This window comes from Butyrivibrio sp. INlla21 (assembly GCF_900116875.1).
Taxonomy (GTDB): Bacteria; Bacillota; Clostridia; order Lachnospirales; family Lachnospiraceae; genus Butyrivibrio.
In genome coordinates this window covers 202,530-219,307 of record NZ_FPCC01000004.1, presented here as the reverse complement: position 1 = coordinate 219,307, position 16,778 = coordinate 202,530, and the positions used below count along the sequence as shown (strand labels likewise).

Annotated in this window: 18 protein-coding genes; 16 read left to right on the top strand and 2 right to left on the bottom strand. The window is 42.1% G+C overall.

The genetic code is table 11. The features are described from left to right. Positions 1-49: 49 nt before the first annotated feature. Positions 50-919 (bottom strand): IS3 family transposase, encoded by an 870-nt coding sequence (locus BM377_RS03605; protein ID WP_177223783.1) that lies wholly within the window; start codon positions 917-919, stop codon positions 50-52. Positions 920-951: 32 nt separating this feature from the next. Continuing rightward, the gene (locus tag BM377_RS03600; RefSeq protein WP_092243827.1) at positions 952-1,251 is read right to left on the bottom strand and encodes a transposase; all 300 of its coding nucleotides are present in this window, start codon (positions 1,249-1,251) and stop codon (positions 952-954) included. Positions 1,252-1,310: 59 nt separating this feature from the next. On the opposite strand from BM377_RS03600, the gene BM377_RS03595 reads away from it, so the two are divergent. From BM377_RS03595 to BM377_RS03525, 16 genes are all read left to right on the top strand, one after another. Beyond that, complete coding sequence (locus BM377_RS03595) at positions 1,311-2,171, top strand: nucleotidyl transferase AbiEii/AbiGii toxin family protein (protein WP_242948081.1); 861 nt, start codon at positions 1,311-1,313, stop codon at positions 2,169-2,171. 20 nt (positions 2,172-2,191) lie between these two features. Beyond that, positions 2,192-2,941, top strand: coding sequence for an aminoglycoside adenylyltransferase domain-containing protein (locus BM377_RS03590; protein ID WP_092243824.1), 750 nt, complete (start codon positions 2,192-2,194; stop codon positions 2,939-2,941). A 201-nt stretch (positions 2,942-3,142) separates the two neighbouring features. Continuing rightward, positions 3,143-3,439 (top strand): zinc ribbon domain-containing protein, encoded by a 297-nt coding sequence (locus BM377_RS03585; protein WP_092243821.1) that lies wholly within the window; start codon positions 3,143-3,145, stop codon positions 3,437-3,439. A 13-nt stretch (positions 3,440-3,452) separates the two neighbouring features. After that, complete coding sequence (locus tag BM377_RS16710) at positions 3,453-3,821, top strand: DUF2085 domain-containing protein (RefSeq protein ID WP_092243818.1); 369 nt, start codon at positions 3,453-3,455, stop codon at positions 3,819-3,821. A gap of 121 nt (positions 3,822-3,942) precedes the next feature. Further along, the gene (locus tag BM377_RS03575) at positions 3,943-4,848 is read left to right on the top strand and encodes a helix-turn-helix transcriptional regulator (RefSeq protein ID WP_092243815.1); all 906 of its coding nucleotides are present in this window, start codon (positions 3,943-3,945) and stop codon (positions 4,846-4,848) included. Positions 4,849-4,865: 17 nt separating this feature from the next. Continuing rightward, positions 4,866-5,579 carry a hypothetical protein gene (locus BM377_RS03570; protein ID WP_092243812.1) on the top strand — a complete coding sequence of 238 codons (714 nt, stop codon included), beginning with the start codon at positions 4,866-4,868 and terminating at the stop codon, positions 5,577-5,579. 3 nt (positions 5,580-5,582) lie between these two features. Next, complete coding sequence (locus BM377_RS03565; RefSeq protein ID WP_092243809.1) at positions 5,583-6,458, top strand: SPL family radical SAM protein; 876 nt, start codon at positions 5,583-5,585, stop codon at positions 6,456-6,458. A gap of 53 nt (positions 6,459-6,511) precedes the next feature. Next, positions 6,512-6,673 carry a hypothetical protein gene (locus tag BM377_RS16275; RefSeq protein ID WP_177223782.1) on the top strand — a complete coding sequence of 54 codons (162 nt, stop codon included), beginning with the start codon at positions 6,512-6,514 and terminating at the stop codon, positions 6,671-6,673. Positions 6,674-6,681: 8 nt separating this feature from the next. After that, positions 6,682-7,410 carry an ion transporter gene (locus BM377_RS03560; RefSeq protein WP_092243807.1) on the top strand — a complete coding sequence of 243 codons (729 nt, stop codon included), beginning with the start codon at positions 6,682-6,684 and terminating at the stop codon, positions 7,408-7,410. A 153-nt stretch (positions 7,411-7,563) separates the two neighbouring features. Next, positions 7,564-9,624, top strand: a complete 2,061-nt coding sequence (locus tag BM377_RS03555; RefSeq protein ID WP_092243804.1) for a methyl-accepting chemotaxis protein — start codon at positions 7,564-7,566, stop codon at positions 9,622-9,624. Between the two features lie 95 nt (positions 9,625-9,719). Then, positions 9,720-10,541: a hypothetical protein gene (locus BM377_RS03550; RefSeq protein WP_143104454.1), complete on the top strand. Its 822-nt coding sequence runs from the start codon at positions 9,720-9,722 to the stop codon at positions 10,539-10,541. A gap of 40 nt (positions 10,542-10,581) precedes the next feature. After that, the gene (locus tag BM377_RS03545; protein ID WP_092243798.1) at positions 10,582-10,836 is read left to right on the top strand and encodes a hypothetical protein; all 255 of its coding nucleotides are present in this window, start codon (positions 10,582-10,584) and stop codon (positions 10,834-10,836) included. 32 nt (positions 10,837-10,868) lie between these two features. Beyond that, positions 10,869-12,551, top strand: coding sequence for a CotH kinase family protein (locus BM377_RS03540; RefSeq protein WP_092243795.1), 1,683 nt, complete (start codon positions 10,869-10,871; stop codon positions 12,549-12,551). Between the two features lie 16 nt (positions 12,552-12,567). After that, positions 12,568-13,662 carry a substrate-binding domain-containing protein gene (locus tag BM377_RS03535; RefSeq protein WP_177223781.1) on the top strand — a complete coding sequence of 365 codons (1,095 nt, stop codon included), beginning with the start codon at positions 12,568-12,570 and terminating at the stop codon, positions 13,660-13,662. Then, complete coding sequence (locus tag BM377_RS03530; RefSeq protein ID WP_092243789.1) at positions 13,655-15,133, top strand: sensor histidine kinase; 1,479 nt, start codon at positions 13,655-13,657, stop codon at positions 15,131-15,133. Before BM377_RS03535 ends, BM377_RS03530 begins: the two co-directional genes overlap by 8 nt. A gap of 49 nt (positions 15,134-15,182) precedes the next feature. Further along, positions 15,183-16,778 (top strand): response regulator transcription factor, encoded by a 1,596-nt coding sequence (locus BM377_RS03525; protein ID WP_092243786.1) that lies wholly within the window; start codon positions 15,183-15,185, stop codon positions 16,776-16,778.

Genomic DNA, 16,778 nt, shown 5'->3' with positions numbered 1-16,778 from the left:
TGGTCCTATGTCAAGATTTAGTACAAATTAAAATGAGAGGATTCGCCTGCTAAGCAGCAGACAAATCACTTACCCTTTCGTACAGCTTTTCATACTCATCAGGAGACATGTAGTCACAGTGGCTATGAATTCTGACGGTATTATAAAAGGTCTCTATGTATTCAAATACTAGAGAATAAGCATGACGATAGTCTTTAATTGTAAACCTGTTAAGCCATTCCCTTTTAATCAAGGAGTGGAATGATTCGATGCAGGCATTATCGTAAGGATAGCCCTTATGGGAATAGCTATTAGTCATCTTTTTGGTGGCCTCTCTCCAGGCCTCTGACACGTATTGACTGCCACGGTCAGTATGTATGATTAAAGGCTGGTCAGTTGATCTGCGAGCCTTGGCTTTGTTAATTGTTTCAATAACAGTAGATACTTCCATGGAGTCAGCTAGAGTCCATGCAATTATCTTTCTAGCATATAAGTCCATGACACAGTTGAGATAAACGAATCCATCCTGTGTCCAAATGTAAGTTATATCAGTGCACCAGACAGCGTTAGGACGATCTGGGTTAAATTGTTCATCAAGGATGTTATGAAGCTGCTTGCTGAAATCTGAGTCTTTGGTAGTAGCAATCCAAGGTTTAGTCCATTGGGCTCTGATACCCATTTCACGCATGTATTTACCTACTGTGCGTTCGGAGATGGTCTCACCAGAAGCGCGAAGTTCTTTGGTTATTTTAGGGGCTCCGTAGTTCTGTTTAGATTTATCATATATTTTCTGGATTTCCTTCTTAACAGCGTTTTTACGCTGCTTTGTGGGAGAAACTTTCCTGTTAAGGAAAGCTCGGTATCCAGAGCGAGACACGCCTAACAATTTCAGCATTCCAGAAGTAGAGACTTGGCGCTTAGAAACTTTAGATGCCTCCACTTTGGCAGAAACTTCGGTATAAATGGCTTCTGTCAGTCTTTCCCCAGAATGCTGATGGCTTTTTTTAACACATCAAGGGCGTCCTGAGCATCCCTAAGCTCACGTTTTAGACGAGCAATTTCCTTTTGCTCATCAGAACTATAGTTACCGGAACCTCTGACAGGTATATCACCGTCATTGTTCTTGAATTGGGATTGCCACCTAGCTAAAGTGCTGACACCTATTCCCAGGTTCTTAGCACATTCAGCTTGAGTTAAATCAGGATGTTCGTTGCAATAGTTGACAGCATCCAACTTAAATTGCTTAGTGTGTTGTTTGTTTTTTCTTGGCATAATGAGCTCCTCCATATTGGTTATTATATATTACCTGAAGGGGAATATCTCATTTTGCTTTGTACTATTTAGATGCTACCACCACACCGCAGATGATTGAGAAGGATACAATTCAATCAATGTTTTTGATGGAACTATCGAAGTCAGAATTACCTTTTGTATTTAAAGGTGGTACATCGCTTTCGAAGGGGTATGGTTTGATAGACAGATTTTCTGAAGACCTTGATTTGTCTATGAATGTGAAGCCTACAGAATCTGACAAGAGACAATCCAAATCTACGATAACAGAAATAGCAAATGGGCTTGGTTTGCAGTTGGATAATCCGGAAGATATTCAGTCTAGGCACAGCTATAATAAGTATGTGTACGATTATGAATCATTGTTCAGCGAGATTCCATTAGAACTGATAGTTGAAACCAGTTTTTATCAGACAGTGTATCCTGTAGAAAAGCATGAGATTAAAAGCTTTGTAGGGGATTTTTGTAAAAATAATGGAATTACGTTGCCTATACCGTTTGAGGCGGCAAGCGTTGAAATGAATCTTCAATCCCTGGAAAGAACATTTATAGATAAAGTATTTGCTATCTGTGATTATAGAATACAAGATATGCAGGATAGAGATTCAAGACATCTATATGATATAGCTAAGATACTTCCACAAATAAAAATCAATAAAGCATTGGATGATCTTATTGATGAAGTAAGAAATGACAGAATGCTATCTAAGAATAATCCATCAGCACAGTTGGAGTACAATATTCCTAAGATGCTTCATGAAATAATTGATAGTAGATTCTATGAGTCGGATTATAACAATATTACTAAAAGGCTTCTCTATGAAAATGTTTCTTATGATGAGGCCATTAGTAAAGGCATTGCAGTTATAGCAGATATGGATATCTTTGAGTATAAGAAGTAAAGAGGAAGAATGATTTATAAATGGACATAAATGAAATACTAACCGAATTCGTAAACCATGCAAAAGACATATTAAAAGAAAACCTGACAGGCATTTACCTTCACGGCTCAGCAGTTATGGGCTGTTACAATCCGAAAAAGAGCGACCTGGATCTTATAATTGTCGTAAATAATCCAATGACTGATCCGGAGAAAAAAGAAATCATGGATACGGTCGTTGATCTTAATGAGAAAGGCCCTGCGAAAGGCATTGAGATGAGCATTGTAAAAAAGGAAGTCTGTAAGCCCTTTGTTTATCCGACACCTTTTGAGCTCCATTTCTCTGTGATGCATCTTGGATGGTACAAGGACAATCCGGATGATTATATTAGGAAGATGAACGGAGCAGATTCGGACCTCGCGGCGCACTTTACGATTATAAAGAAAAGAGGCAAATGCCTATGCGGCGAGCCGATAGATGAGGTGTTTGCTGAAGTTCCGAAGGCCGATTACATGGATTCTATAAAAGACGATATCGCAGAGGCCGAGGACGATATCCTAGACAATACGATGTACATAACGCTCAATCTTGCCAGAGTCCTTGCTTATATTAAAGAGGAGAAAGTCCTTTCCAAAAAAGAGGGCGGCGAGTGGGCGCTTAACGTTATTCCAAAGGAATATCACAATCAGATAAAAGAAGCTATGCGTGAGTACGAGACCGGAGAAAACGGAGCCTACGATGCAGAGCTTGCCAAGCGCTATGCGGAATATATGTTAAAAGAAATTGGTTAAAACATACCGTAAAAAAGCCGGTGGCGAATAAACCCCTTTTATTTTTTCATAATCACAAAAATTAATATCTTATTTTTCCAAATTGGCTATTGTGTGATTACATGTTTTTGCTTTAGAATTACAAATGTATTAAGGGAGCTGTTAAAAAAACACATGTATAACAGCTGGAAAAATTCATAGTTTTGGAAGGAGATATTGAAAATGAGTGAAAACAATTTTGAGGGAAACAACGAGAACAATGTTAACGGCGTTGAAAATCAGTACAACGCGCCTCAGTATCAGGGACAGGCACCTGTAGTTGATAACGGAGGATTTCTTTGGGGACTTCTTGGATGCTGTATTCCTATCGTTGGTCTTATTCTTTTCCTTGTTTGGAAGGATACAAAGCCCAAGACTGCTAAGGCAGCCGGAATCGGTGCACTTGTTTGCGTAGGTATTTATATCGTTTATGTAATTATTGTTGCTATCTTCGGTATAGGTATAGCAACCATGGGATGATGAGAATCTGAATATGATTGAATGGATGTATCGTTGGTTACCAAGAATATTCGGTTGTCACTGTCGAAGCGACAGATCCTTTTATTATAAAGGACATCAGTTTCCGATATGTGCCAGATGTACAGGTGAACTGATCGGTGTTTTATCAAGTGTAATCTTGTTCTGGTTTTGGAAACCGTCGGTACTTATATCTTTTATCATGATGATACCGCTTATCGCGGATGGTTTTATCCAGCGCTTAACTAGTTATGAAAGCACAAACCTAAGACGAGTGATTACAGGGGTTTTGTTTGGAATAGGAATTATGGCGTTGCTTGCGCATTCTACTATTTTTGCTTTTAAGTTTGGATATGATTATGGCTTATCATTAAAAACAAGATAATACTGATTAAATTTTTACCCGCTTCTTGGATTATTTCCGATAAGCGGGTAAAATTATTTTATAAACATGACATATAGCTGTCATGTTATCTAAGTTATGATGTTTACGGAGAGTAGGAAATATGAAGATTGACAGGCTGATCGGAATATTATCGATACTTTTGCAAAAAGAGATGACGACTGCTCCGGAGCTCGCAGAGCACTTTGAAGTCTCAAGAAGAACGATAAACAGGGATATAGAAGCTCTGTGCAAGGCCGGGGTACCCATACAGACAACGCAAGGCACCGGCGGCGGAATCAGCATAATGAGCGGATATCGCATGGATAGGACAATTCTTACATCCAAAGATATGCAGATGATTCTTGCGGGGCTTAGGAGTCTTGATAGTGTGAGCGGCAGCAAGTACTACGGGCAGCTTATGGAGAAGCTTCAGACCGGTTCTTCCGAGTTTATCAGCGGAAAAGATTCTATGCTTATCGATCTTTCTTCGTGGTACAAGACATCACTTGCTCCGAAGATAGCAACGATTCAGGATGCTATCGAAAACAGGCACCTTTTGTCTTTTGAGTACTATGCGCCTTCGGGTGAGAGTAAGCGCACGATCGAGCCTTACTATGTCGTGTTTAAGTGGAGCAGCTGGTACGTTTACGGTTTTTGCAGGAAACGAAAAGACTACAGGCTTTTTAAACTAAACCGTATGGACAAAGTGAAGCAGACAGATAAGTCTTTTGTCTGCAGAAACGCCCCGTTACCCGATCTTGAGACCGAGAACATCTATCCTATGGAGATCAAGGTGAAAGCTCTTTTTACCCCCGATGTGAAGTGGCGACTTGTAGAGGAGTTCGGCCCAGGGTGCTTTGAAGAGACAAAGGATGGGAAGCTGTTGTTTACGGCAGATTACACCGACGCGGACTATTTTACCGATTGGATAATGACATTCGGGGACAAGGCGGAAGTGCTGGAGCCTGTCGAGGTACGAAAGAGAATCCGTGACATCGTCATCGCGATGAAGAAAATGTATGACTGAAAGCAGGAGGAGACACAATGAACAAAGACGAGATGATCAAGGCAATCAACTGTACATTCGAGGAACTAAAGGCTGCGCTTGAGGGAGATGATCTGGATAAGATAAAAGAGCTTACGCTTGAGCTTCATGCGATGGTGCACCCGGCGTTAGTTTCGGGTAGAAGTGAGAAGACGGTTGCGGACATTGTACTGGACTATGTTCTTTCCGGTAATCAGAATGAGATCGTCCAGAGAGAAACGTGGGATACGGATCTTCACTACGCGGGAAGTAAGACGGTTCCCATGTGCTGGCAGCTATGGCATACCTACAGGATTGAGGACCTTGTCAGTAATATACTTATGGAGAACGGCAATCAGATATTTAATGACGAGTGGCAGAAGAAGATAGGTTCATCCATAACTGACACCGGTAATGCGCTTGAACCCGATGAACTAACCGAATGGGCCAAGAACATAAATGCAAAAGAACTTAAGAATTACATGATAGAAGTAGGAAAGAACACACGCCGTATTTTGGCAGGACTATCTCTTGAGCAAATTAAGAACATGGTTCCCGAAGAGCGGGTTATGAGAATCCTTGAAGAGGGTGGTGTGACAACCGATTTCCGCTCTGTATGGCTCCTTGTATTCTGGGGAAGACTCACTATCGGAGGAATGATCTTAACACCTATGACATCGCACCATATGATGCATCTTCCTACCAGTATAGATAAGATTTGTAACAAGGAGTGACCTATGCATTTTGTTGATGCAAAAGGAATACTGACTTCAAACAACGGCCTTAACGGGATGAACATCTACAGGGGATGTACACACGGCTGTATATATTGCGATTCAAGGAGCAAGTGCTATCAGTTTACGCATGATTTTGAGGATATCGAAGTTAAGCGGAACGCACCGGAGCTCCTTGAAAAGGCGCTTAGATCCAAGCGAAAGAAGTGCATGATAGGAACGGGAGCGATGTCTGATCCGTACATGCACTGCGAAGAGCAGCTTGAGCTCACAAGGAAGTGCCTTGAGATCATAGCACGTTATGAGTTCGGCCTTGCGATACAGACCAAGTCTGACAGGATACTGCGCGATATAGATATTCTTGATGAGATAAACAAAAAAGCCAAGTGCGTTGTTCAGATGACTCTTACAACCTATGACGATGAGCTGTGCAAGATCATAGAGCCGAATGTCTGCAACACCAAACGCCGCATAGAGGTTCTTGATGAATTGCAGAAAAGAGGAATCCCGACCGTGGTTTGGATGACGCCTATCCTGCCTTTCATAAACGATACGGAAGAGAATATCATGCCGATACTGTCGGAATGCGCCCGCGTGGGCGTGAAGGGCATCATAATATTCGGCATGGGACTTACGCTTAGAGAAGGCGACCGCGAATATTACTACGCGGCTCTCGATAAGCATTTCCCGGGGATGAAGAAGCGGTATATAGAGCGCTACGGTAATGCCTATGAGCTTCAGAGCCCAAATGAGAAAGCTCTTATGACCGTATTCAACAGATTCTGCGCTGAGCACGGAATAATAGCAGATCCCTATAAGTGCTTCGGATATCTTAATGAGCTTCCCGACAAATACGAGCAGATATCTTTCATAAATTAATCAAATTGCTTCTGTAACACTCCTGTGCTACCATTGAAATAGAGGTAATTTGTATGCGAAATGATGTTAATGAATCAAGCCATCTTATTGGAGATGACGGAGTACACGAAAACGTCAAGATCACACAGGCCAAGCTGTTCATAGCGCTTTGCAGGATCATTACAGTGGCGCTTGCGATTCTTGGCTTTTTGGCGTTGTTTGTCGGAGCAAGGTAGGGATTGGTATGTACAACATCAAGAAGCGAATCTATGAAGTACTAGAAGTATCAAGTGTAGGTGACAAATCAAGTAGGGCCTATGACGTTATGATCACGGCAGCCGTCATTGTAGGTCTTCTTCCCATGACAATGAAAGGGGAGAATATGTACACCCGCATAATAGAGCTTTTTACTAGTCTTATCTTTTTTACGGACTATTGTGCGAGAGTCTATACGGCCGATTACAAGATGGGCTTTAAGAGCGTAAGGACTTATTTTGCTTACATCCTAACGCCTCTTGCGATCATGGATATTTTGTCCATCTTACCTGTTATAGCACTGTTTGTGCCTGTTTCCGGCTTTATCCGCCTTCTTAAGCTCTTTAGATTCTTTAGAATATTCAAACTAATCCGTTATTCAAAGACAATGATAATAATCGCCAATGTGCTCAGAAAGGTTAAGAAGCAGCTCTTTGCGGTCCTTATCCTGATCGTCATATATATCTTTGTATCCGCCATGCTGGTATTTCAGCTTGAGCCGGATCTTTTTAACACGTTCTTTGATGCCCTTTATTGGGCTACTATATCTATTACGACTATCGGATACGGTGATATCTCGCCCGTAACTCCGATAGGACGTATGATTACCATGATCTCTGCGCTTATGGGAATGGCTGTCATTGCGCTTCCCACAGGTATCATCACTGCTTCCTACATGAATGAGATCACCAGGAAAAAATCCAAATACGAGCTATAAAAAAGATGTGCGATTTTATAAAAAGTTAATGATTTGCCGATAAGATTTAGAATAAATTTACGAACAAAATGGTAAGATGTATATATAACGTTTTTAATTGTCAGATAATTATTCCCGGCATGTTTTTCTTTGGTGCGTCAAGGAGGCTGAGTAATGAAGAAGATCAACAATTTGAAGATTTACGTTAAGATGAGTCTTGTAATTGGTCTTGTTATTCTTATCGGACTTGGAGCTATTTACGGCATAATCAATACAACAACAAGATCTATTATGAGAAAACAGACAGAGGTAAGGCTGGCTGAGCTTACCGAGAGCCGTGCGATCATAATTGATAAGCACCTGACGGAATTGCAAAGACTCTGTAATACCTATGCAAGAGACCCTAAGGTCGTTTACCTCATGGAGCACGTAGACGACGCGGAGGCACAGCAGGATGCACAGAAGACTTTGGAGAGTCTTGTCACGACCAGATCCGACATAGAGAGTATGTACGTAGCCGATGATGCAACCAAAGTTTACACTCATACCGATACATCATTTGTCGGACAGATAGCCAATGCCGATTTGGCAGGATTCACTCAGATCATTGATACTCTGGGCGGACAGTTTGTCGCAGGTATTGTTCTTTCGCCGGCAACCAATACAAACGTTGCGATGGCTTTTTCAAATGTTTATAATGCTGCGGGCAAAGCCATTGGTTTTGTCGGAGGCTGCGTTTATGTTGAAGAGCTTCAGGATCTTATCGTCGGACTTAGTGCTGAGGGACTTGATGAGGCGCAGATGTATCTGCTTAGCAGTGGAGACCCCAATACCGAATCGCCTCCGGCTTATGTATTTGCACCCGATCCGGCACTCCTCGGAGTAGCGATCGAAGATCCAAATCACCTTGCCGCAATTGAAAAAATGCAGGAAACCCCCGAAGGATTCTTTATGTTTAACAGAGCGGGAACAGGCAAGATGATTATGTCATACAGAAGTATCCCCGCATTCGGATTCTGCTTCATAGTAGAAGATCCCGAAAGTGATTTCATGAGCGATATAAATGCTCTTAGTAATAAGATTCTTATTCTGACTATTATCGTGTTCATCCTTTCACTTGTAGGAGTCATCCTTGTATCCAAAGCAATATCCAAGGATATCGAGGGCGTTACACACGTTATCAAGGATCTCGGAACACTTGATATTACCAAGCAGGCCGCACTTGCCAAATACGACGGACGTAAAGATGAGGTCGGACTTATTGCGAACGCAACCAAGAACCTTTCGGGAGCGGTTGAATCGACGATCAGATCGCTTCGTACACTGTCCGGAAATCTGCAGTCGGGTTCCGGCAAGCTTCGTGAGAATTCGGAGTCCACGCTTGAATCCATCGGTCAGGTTGATGTAGCGGTTCACGATATTGCTCAGGGCGCAACCAATCAGTCTATCGAGACCAAGAACGCTACCGATTCCGTAAAAGAGATCGGAGTTATGGTTGAGGAGACCAAGGAAAAGACAATGCAGCTTAAAGAGGCTTCTCAGTCCATGCAGGATTCCTCCAAGAAAGCCGGAGAGATTCTCAGAGAACTTGGCGAAGTCAACGAAAAGACCAAGCTGGCTGTAGATGCGATGTACGAGCAGACGGCGGAGACAAGCCATTCCGCAGACCAGATTGCAAAGGCTTCCGAGCTTATTGCATCTATCGCAACCCAGACCAATCTTTTGTCACTGAATGCTTCTATTGAGGCTGCAAGAGCAGGAGATGCGGGACGAGGATTTGCGGTTGTTGCCGGTGAGATCGGTTCACTTGCTTCACAGACCGCGGATACAACGAAAGAGATCAACGATATCATCCAGCAGCTTATTGATAACTCCAAGAGATCGATCGAGGCTATGGATGACGTTAAGAAGATAATTGACAGACAGAACGAATATGTTCAGCAGACCAAAGAGATATTCGGATCTGTTGAGGGTGAGATCATCAATAACCTCGAAAGTATCGATGAGATCTCGTCAACGGTTCAGAGACTTGATGATATCAGAAGCTCCGTTGTCGGTGTTGTTGAATCACTGTCGTCCATCGCAGAGACCAATGCGGCAACGACTCAGGAGACAAGTGCTTCAACATCTGTTGTAAGCAACATGATGGAAGAAGTATCTTCAATTGCTACTCAGATTTCCGATATCGCCAACGACGTACAGAAGGATATCGATGTATTTAAGATCTCGGAATAAACAGAATATAGGTTAACTTGATTTATTAAGAAGTTGGGAGGCGGTAATGTTGTTTTCGTTACCGCCTCTTTATATCCATGAGGGGATTTATCTTAGTGAAGGGACATTTAAGTAAGAGCAAACAACTTCAAATAGAGTTTATTCGCTGGGTAGTAATATGCGTGGCAGTTAATATCATTGCCCTTAGAATCACGGCTTTTTTTAATCTTCCGATATATCTTGATACTATCGGAACTATTTGTATGGCGTTTGTGTGGGGACAATTACCTGCAATTTTGATAGCTGTCCTGACATATCTTAGGTACTGTTATCTGGCATTCACCGGAGAGCATTGCCATATCATGAATGCTTCATTTAATGATACGGGGCAGCAGATCGATGAAAAGTATATCCCGAGGATAGTGCAGGAAATAACCTATACCGACAAGATAGAGGGGGATATTCCCAATGTGCAGATAGAGGGGTATAGGAAGGCATATTCAAAAGCAATTCCGGTTATCAACGGAATGAGGATCAAGCTTAGAACAATGAGTCTTCCCACTGCCAATCTTATATGGCACTGTGCTTACATACTCCTGTTTTCATCAGATGACAGACTTCCGGAGGGAAGCGGATATACGGAGCATTGCTGTATCCGTCTTGACGGTGAAGATGCTACGGAAAATAACCTTGCGGACAATGAACTGAGTGTGCACAGAGGAGAAGAATTTAAGGGATGGGATGAATGGAAGAAGCTGAATAAAAAGGGATTTGAATGCACTTTGTCATTTATGAGAAGACGCAACAAGATCACGTTGGAGACCGAAAACTTCGGAATAAATATCAGGTGTACGACAAATGTTCCCAAAGGGAAAGAAGATGTGTATCTGGCGATTACGGGGGATCAATGTGTAATAACAGATATCAGAATTTTGTGATATTATTATATATATAATCGTTTATTGCCAAGGAGATCATATGCAAAAGAAACGTATTATGGTTATCGGGGAAAAAGAGACCTTTCTGGTTAAAGTACTCGTACAAAAGATAAATGAATCCGGAATGACCGGCGTTTTTGAACCTTTTGATGTCAACGCCATCGGAATGGACTGGGAAGGTAAAGACAGTGTAATGAGTGTCGTTTCACTTAAGCCGGAGGGATATCTTTTAAAAACAATAGATAAAAGAGAGCTTCTTGATAAGCTCGAAGAGTTCTTTATAATGAGTAGATAAGAAAAAAGAAAAATGTTGGGTCGGGGGAACACTTGAAAGCATTAAACATAAAAGTTTTTATTTTTCTTGTTATTTCGCTGCTTCTGCTATCCGTGCCATTTATAGAACATAAAGACAAGGATACGGAGGATAACTTTAGCGCGAGCTTTGATAATGTCGCGGTATATTACGGAAAGAGAGCTTTTGGCAACGAGATCTGTATGTGCAAAAGCTATGATCTTGATAATGCAGAATCGGGAAAAGATACCGAAAATGACAAGTGGTATCTCTTTTTGCCGTATTCCACGGACACGGTGGGAAGCTATAAATGTAAGCTTCCAAAGGGCACCAATCTGGAAATTGACGGACATATTTATCGTTCGGATTTTGAGATTCCCATTTCGTTACAAGATGCTAAGGTAAGGCTATTGGATCGTCGCAAAAATGTGTTGTGCGAGGGTCTTCTTTCGGTGAGCGTTGCAGATGGCTTAAACTCTGTTTTTCTTACAACCTCAGATGAGGATTCGGAGGCTGTTTTTACTGATAGGTATGCGCTCATAAATGCCGTGATGATAACGACGGATACAAGAGGGCAGCAGGATAAGATGATACACTGCGTTACCGGCGGAAGAGGTGGTTCGACCTGGGCTTCTTGTCCCAAGAGACCTCTTAGGATCAATTTATCCGATGATATTGGATTATTCGGTATGTCGCCGTCTTCCAAATATGCGCTTATAGCTAATTATATGGATCCTTCGAATCTTAAGGATGCTATTGTTTACAAGGCAGCAGATATGATAGGGATGAAGTATTCACCGCAGTTTAGGCATGTGAACCTTTATGTGAACGGGGAATATGCCGGGCTCTATCTCCTTTCCACAAGGATCAACACAAGAGGCGGAAGCGTTGATTTTGAGCATAATCTTGATGATGCCAATAAGATCGCCAACAGTGTACTTCTGACGGATGTGCCAAAGTCTGAGATTCTGGATGAAAAGACAAGGTATGAGATCAAGTACAGTATTCTTGATAAAGATCCCGAGGATATCACGGGCAGTTACCTTATGGAGTTTGATCTTGAGGGAAGACCTCAGGAAGAGCAGTACGTAAACAGCTGGTTTAATACCGAGAATAAGACCGTTGTGATAAATTCGCCGCAGTATGCGTCAAAAGAGGAGACTTTTTATATCGCGGATTATGTGAGGCAGGTCGAAAAGGCTGTGTACAGCGAGGATGGGATCAATCACGATACGGGGCTTTCTTACAAAGATTATCTCGATGTGGAGAGCTGGAGTACCATGTGTCTTATGCAGGATTTCTTTGCTCTGCAGGATTATTCGGACGGAAGCCTTTTTATGTACAAGCTTGCCGGCGATGACAAGATTTACGGCGGACCGATCTGGGACTATGACAAGTCCATGACTGATGATTTTTATTCGGATAAAAGATTTGCCTATAACGATAGTATCGAGCTTGGCGGCTGGTACGGACAGCTCAGTAAATTTACAGATGTCTCCGAAACTTCGAAAGCAGTTTACAGAGACAAGCTTTCACCTGCTCTGGAGGACATTATAGACGATTATCTTCCGAAGGAAATGTCAGCCATTGCTCTTTCTATGAAAATGGATGACATAAGATGGGCCCGTGATGAGGGCGATGAAGAAGATAGAGCCTGGGAAGTGTATACGTGGCTGATGAACAGAAAATTATTTTTTGACAACGTACTGTCAAAGTAATGCTATAATGTATGGTATGGGTAAAAAGCCACTTGGTTTTATAAGAAATAAACTTAATAAATCTAATGTTATTCTCTCACTTACAATTCTTTTTGTGATACTTGTAATTGTCGTGGGTCTTGTTGTGTTTAGGTTCAATATTCTTAAGTACAACGTTCAGACTGATGACAAGGAGTATGACAAGTACTACGTTATGATCACGGATAACTATAAGTCTGACTTCTGGCAGGAGATATATAAGGGGGCTTTTGAAGCAGCCCAGGAGCAAAATATCTATGTGGATCTTTTGGGAGACAATCTTCCCACGCAGTATTCCTGTGAACAGCTTATGAAAATAGCGATAGCGTCCAAGGTTGACGGTATCATGGTCTACGCAAACGAATCGGATAAGATGACGGAACTTATAAACAACGCTGAGGAAGACGGAATCCCTGTAGTTACGCTGTACAGCGATAATACACATTCCAACAGACTTAGCTTTGTCGGTGTCGGAAGCTACAATATCGGACGAGAATACGGCAAGCAGATCGTCAATATCATGAAGAATAAGGACAATAATGAGTATGACGAAGACGGCACGGTCAAGGGAGTTGCCACGACCGATATAGCCATTTTGGTCAATTCCGATGATCAAGAGACCGGACATAATGTCCTTATATCTGCCATAAAAGATGCTATTGAACAAGGAAAACCCGAAGGAACCGATTTTTCTTTTTCCATAATAACAATAGACAATACCAATGCATTCTCGGTTGAGGAGTCGATAAGAGATATTTTCCTTGCGGATGATATCCCGGATGTTATAGTGTGCCTTAATGAGCTCAACACGGTCTGTGCATATCAGGCACTGGTTGACTTTAATAAGGTCGGTGAGGCCGATATCCTCGGCTATTATGATGCTGACGCCATAATCAGAGAGATTGAAAAAGGCACTGTCTATGCGACTATCGAGATTGATACTACGCAGCTTGGCCGGTACTGCATAGAAGCGCTTTCCGATTTCTATGCCTTTGGCAATACCAACCAGTACTATACTGCGGACGTTACCCTTATAAACAGGGAAAATGTCGAGCGCTATCTTAAGATGAAGGAGGCGCAGCAGGATGAATAGATTTCTTGATAAGCCTCTTCAGTATAAGATCATAAGCGTTTGTGTGCTCGCCAATATCATTATCTTTGTGGTAAACATCTTTTTGCTACTTGGTATCAACAGTATGTCGGTTGAGATGGAGATGGTTTACCAGGACAACCGTAATCTTAACGAGCTGTCGACTTCACTTACAAAAGTTCAGGATTCGATGACTGAGTATCTAAGCGCCAAGACAACGGATTCACTAACGGGCTATTACAATAATGCTCAGCAATTTGTGATGATGACTGACAGGCTTGACGACAAGATCACCGAGTTTTCGTTCGGAAGAATGGAGAGAAACATCAAGTATATGTCCCAGAACTATCTTGATGAGGTATCAAAGACCATTGAAGCAAAGCGCGGACGTAACGTTGAGGAGTACCGTACATATTATGAGAACGCGACAGAGATGTATGAGTATATCAATAATTACATTACACGTCTTAACCTTGAGCTTTTTGTAAATAACTCCAAGCATTATTCGGAACTTAATACGGCGTTCAGACACTATGAGTTTATAAGCTTTATCGTTATCACTTTGGTCATGGCCGGCAATATTCTTATAATCACAAGCTTTGTGAGCACCATGATCATGCCGCTCAGACGCCTTGCCGATTCAGCCAACGGCGTTGCGGAAGGAAACTTCGATACGGAGCTTCCCGAGCTTACTTATAACGATGAGATCGGAACGGTGCTTAATGCCTTTAATAAGATGGTCATCAGTATCAAGCAGTATATCGAAAAACTTCGCGAGAGTATGGAGAAAGAGAGATATATGCAGGAAAAAGAGCTGATGATGGAATCCCATCTTAAGGATGCGCAGCTTAAATATCTGCAGGCGCAGATCAATCCGCATTTTCTTTTTAACACGCTCAATGCCGGAGCCCAGCTTGCCATGATGGAGGGCGCCGATAAGACCTATGAATATGTTCAGACGGTAGCTGACTTTTTCAGATATAACGTAAACGGCAAGAAGACCGAAGCTACCATAAGAGAAGAGGTTACGCTTGTAGATAACTACATAAGAATCCTCAATGTTCGTTTTTCGGGCGACATAGGTTATGATAAACAGGTGGATGAAAGACTTCTCGATGTTTCGATGCCCAATATGATCTTGCAGCCGATCGTTGAAAATGCCGTAAACCACGGTATCAGAGAGATGGGTGATAAGGGTAAGATCACGCTCAGGGTATACAGAGAGGACAATAGCGTTTGCATCAGCATATTTGATAACGGAAAAGGTATCAGTCAAGAGGATATCGATAAGATAATGAGCGGACGCTGGCAGCACAAGGAGCATCAGTACGACAATAACGGAATCGGAATGGATAATGTTATTTCAAGGCTTCGTCTCTTCACCGATAACAGTAACTCGTTTAATATAGAGAGTAAGGGTGAAAATCAGGGCTGCGAAGTCATAATACGACTTCCTTATATAGAGACACAATGACTACCGCTTCAAGGAGCTGTGTTATAAATTCAAGATACGGAGTTATTCAATGTACAGGATAATGATCGCCGATGACGAGGGTATCGTTATCGATTCAATGAAATTCATAATTGAGAAGGAATTCGGAAGTGACTGCGAGGTACAGTTTGCCAAGACCGGAAGAAGCGTAATAGAGCTTGCCGAGAGATTCAGACCGGATATTGCCGTAATGGACATTCATATGCCCGGTATCAACGGTATCGAAGCAATTAGAGAGATCAAGCGCTTTTCCGCAGGAACAGTTTTTATTGTCATGTCCGCATATGATAAATTCGATTATGCCAAAGAGGCCATAAAGCTCGGAGTACTTGAATATATCAACAAACCCATGGATAAGACCAAGGTTGTTGACGTTCTTAAAAAGGCAATGGCCAAGATCGACGGAGAGAGAGAAAAGAGAAGTAACGAGCTTAAGATAAAAGAAAAGCTCGAGACAATAGAACCTATCCTTGAAAACGGACTTATATACGACATCCTTCTTCAGGAGCACTTTGAAGAGGATTTTGACAACTACAAGACCATTCTCGGAATCGGAGAAAACTACGGCTATATGATGGCTATCGTCTGCGGTGATAAGCAGGAAGGCAATCACATGACCAACGCGATCGGAAGCTCGGTCAAGATATCTACCAGATATCAGGAGATAAGAGATGCGGTAAAAGACTATTTTTCCTGTAAGATAGGAAATGTCATGGCCAATAAGATAGCGGTTCTGATCCCTTTTGATAATTCCAAGATGGAATACAATGAAAGAACTGAGCTTATAGACAGAGCAAGAGAGCTTGCAAGAGGACTTAAGAAGAAAACCGATATCTCTTTCAGAATAGGTATAGGCGGAGTGAAACCTCTTCGCGAACTCGGAGATTCATACAGAGAGGCCCTTAATGCGCTTATCGCGACAACGGGTTCCGTGGCACATGCTGATGACCTTGTAATTGGCTGCGACTACGAGGACGATTATCCGATAGAGCTGGAGAAGCCGATGTTTGATGCGGTAAGTAACGGTGATCTCAATCAGATGCTTGTTACCGCGGAGAAGTATACCGACTGGATGTGTAAAAGAGCCGGAAACGGCGACCTTCAGTCGATGCGTATAAAGGTTCTTGAATTTGCGCTTTATGCAGAGCGCCTTTCATTCATGAACGGTGGCCAGACCTACAAATACTCCGCAAGAGACAATTATCTGCCGGAGCTTATGGCTATAGAGACAGCGGATGGGTTAAAAGACTGGTTTATAAATAAACTCTCGGAAGCTTGCAGAAATGTTATAAGTAAAAGAGAAGAAAAGAGTAACGACATCATTAAAAATGCGAAGATATACATCGCCGATAACTTCTCCAAGGAGATATCATTGGATGACGTATCGCGTTTTGTAAATATCTCTCCTTATTACTTCAGTAAGCTGTTTAAGGAAGAGAGCGGACTTAACTTTATCGAATATCTGACAAACATTAGGATTGATAAGGCAAAAGAGCTTCTTCTTAATTCCGACATGTCTATGAAAGAGATATGTGTGGCCTGCGGATATACCGATCCCAATTACTTTAGCAGAAGCTTTAAAAAGAATGTAGGAGTCACACCCACCGAGTACAAGGAGGGAAAATAA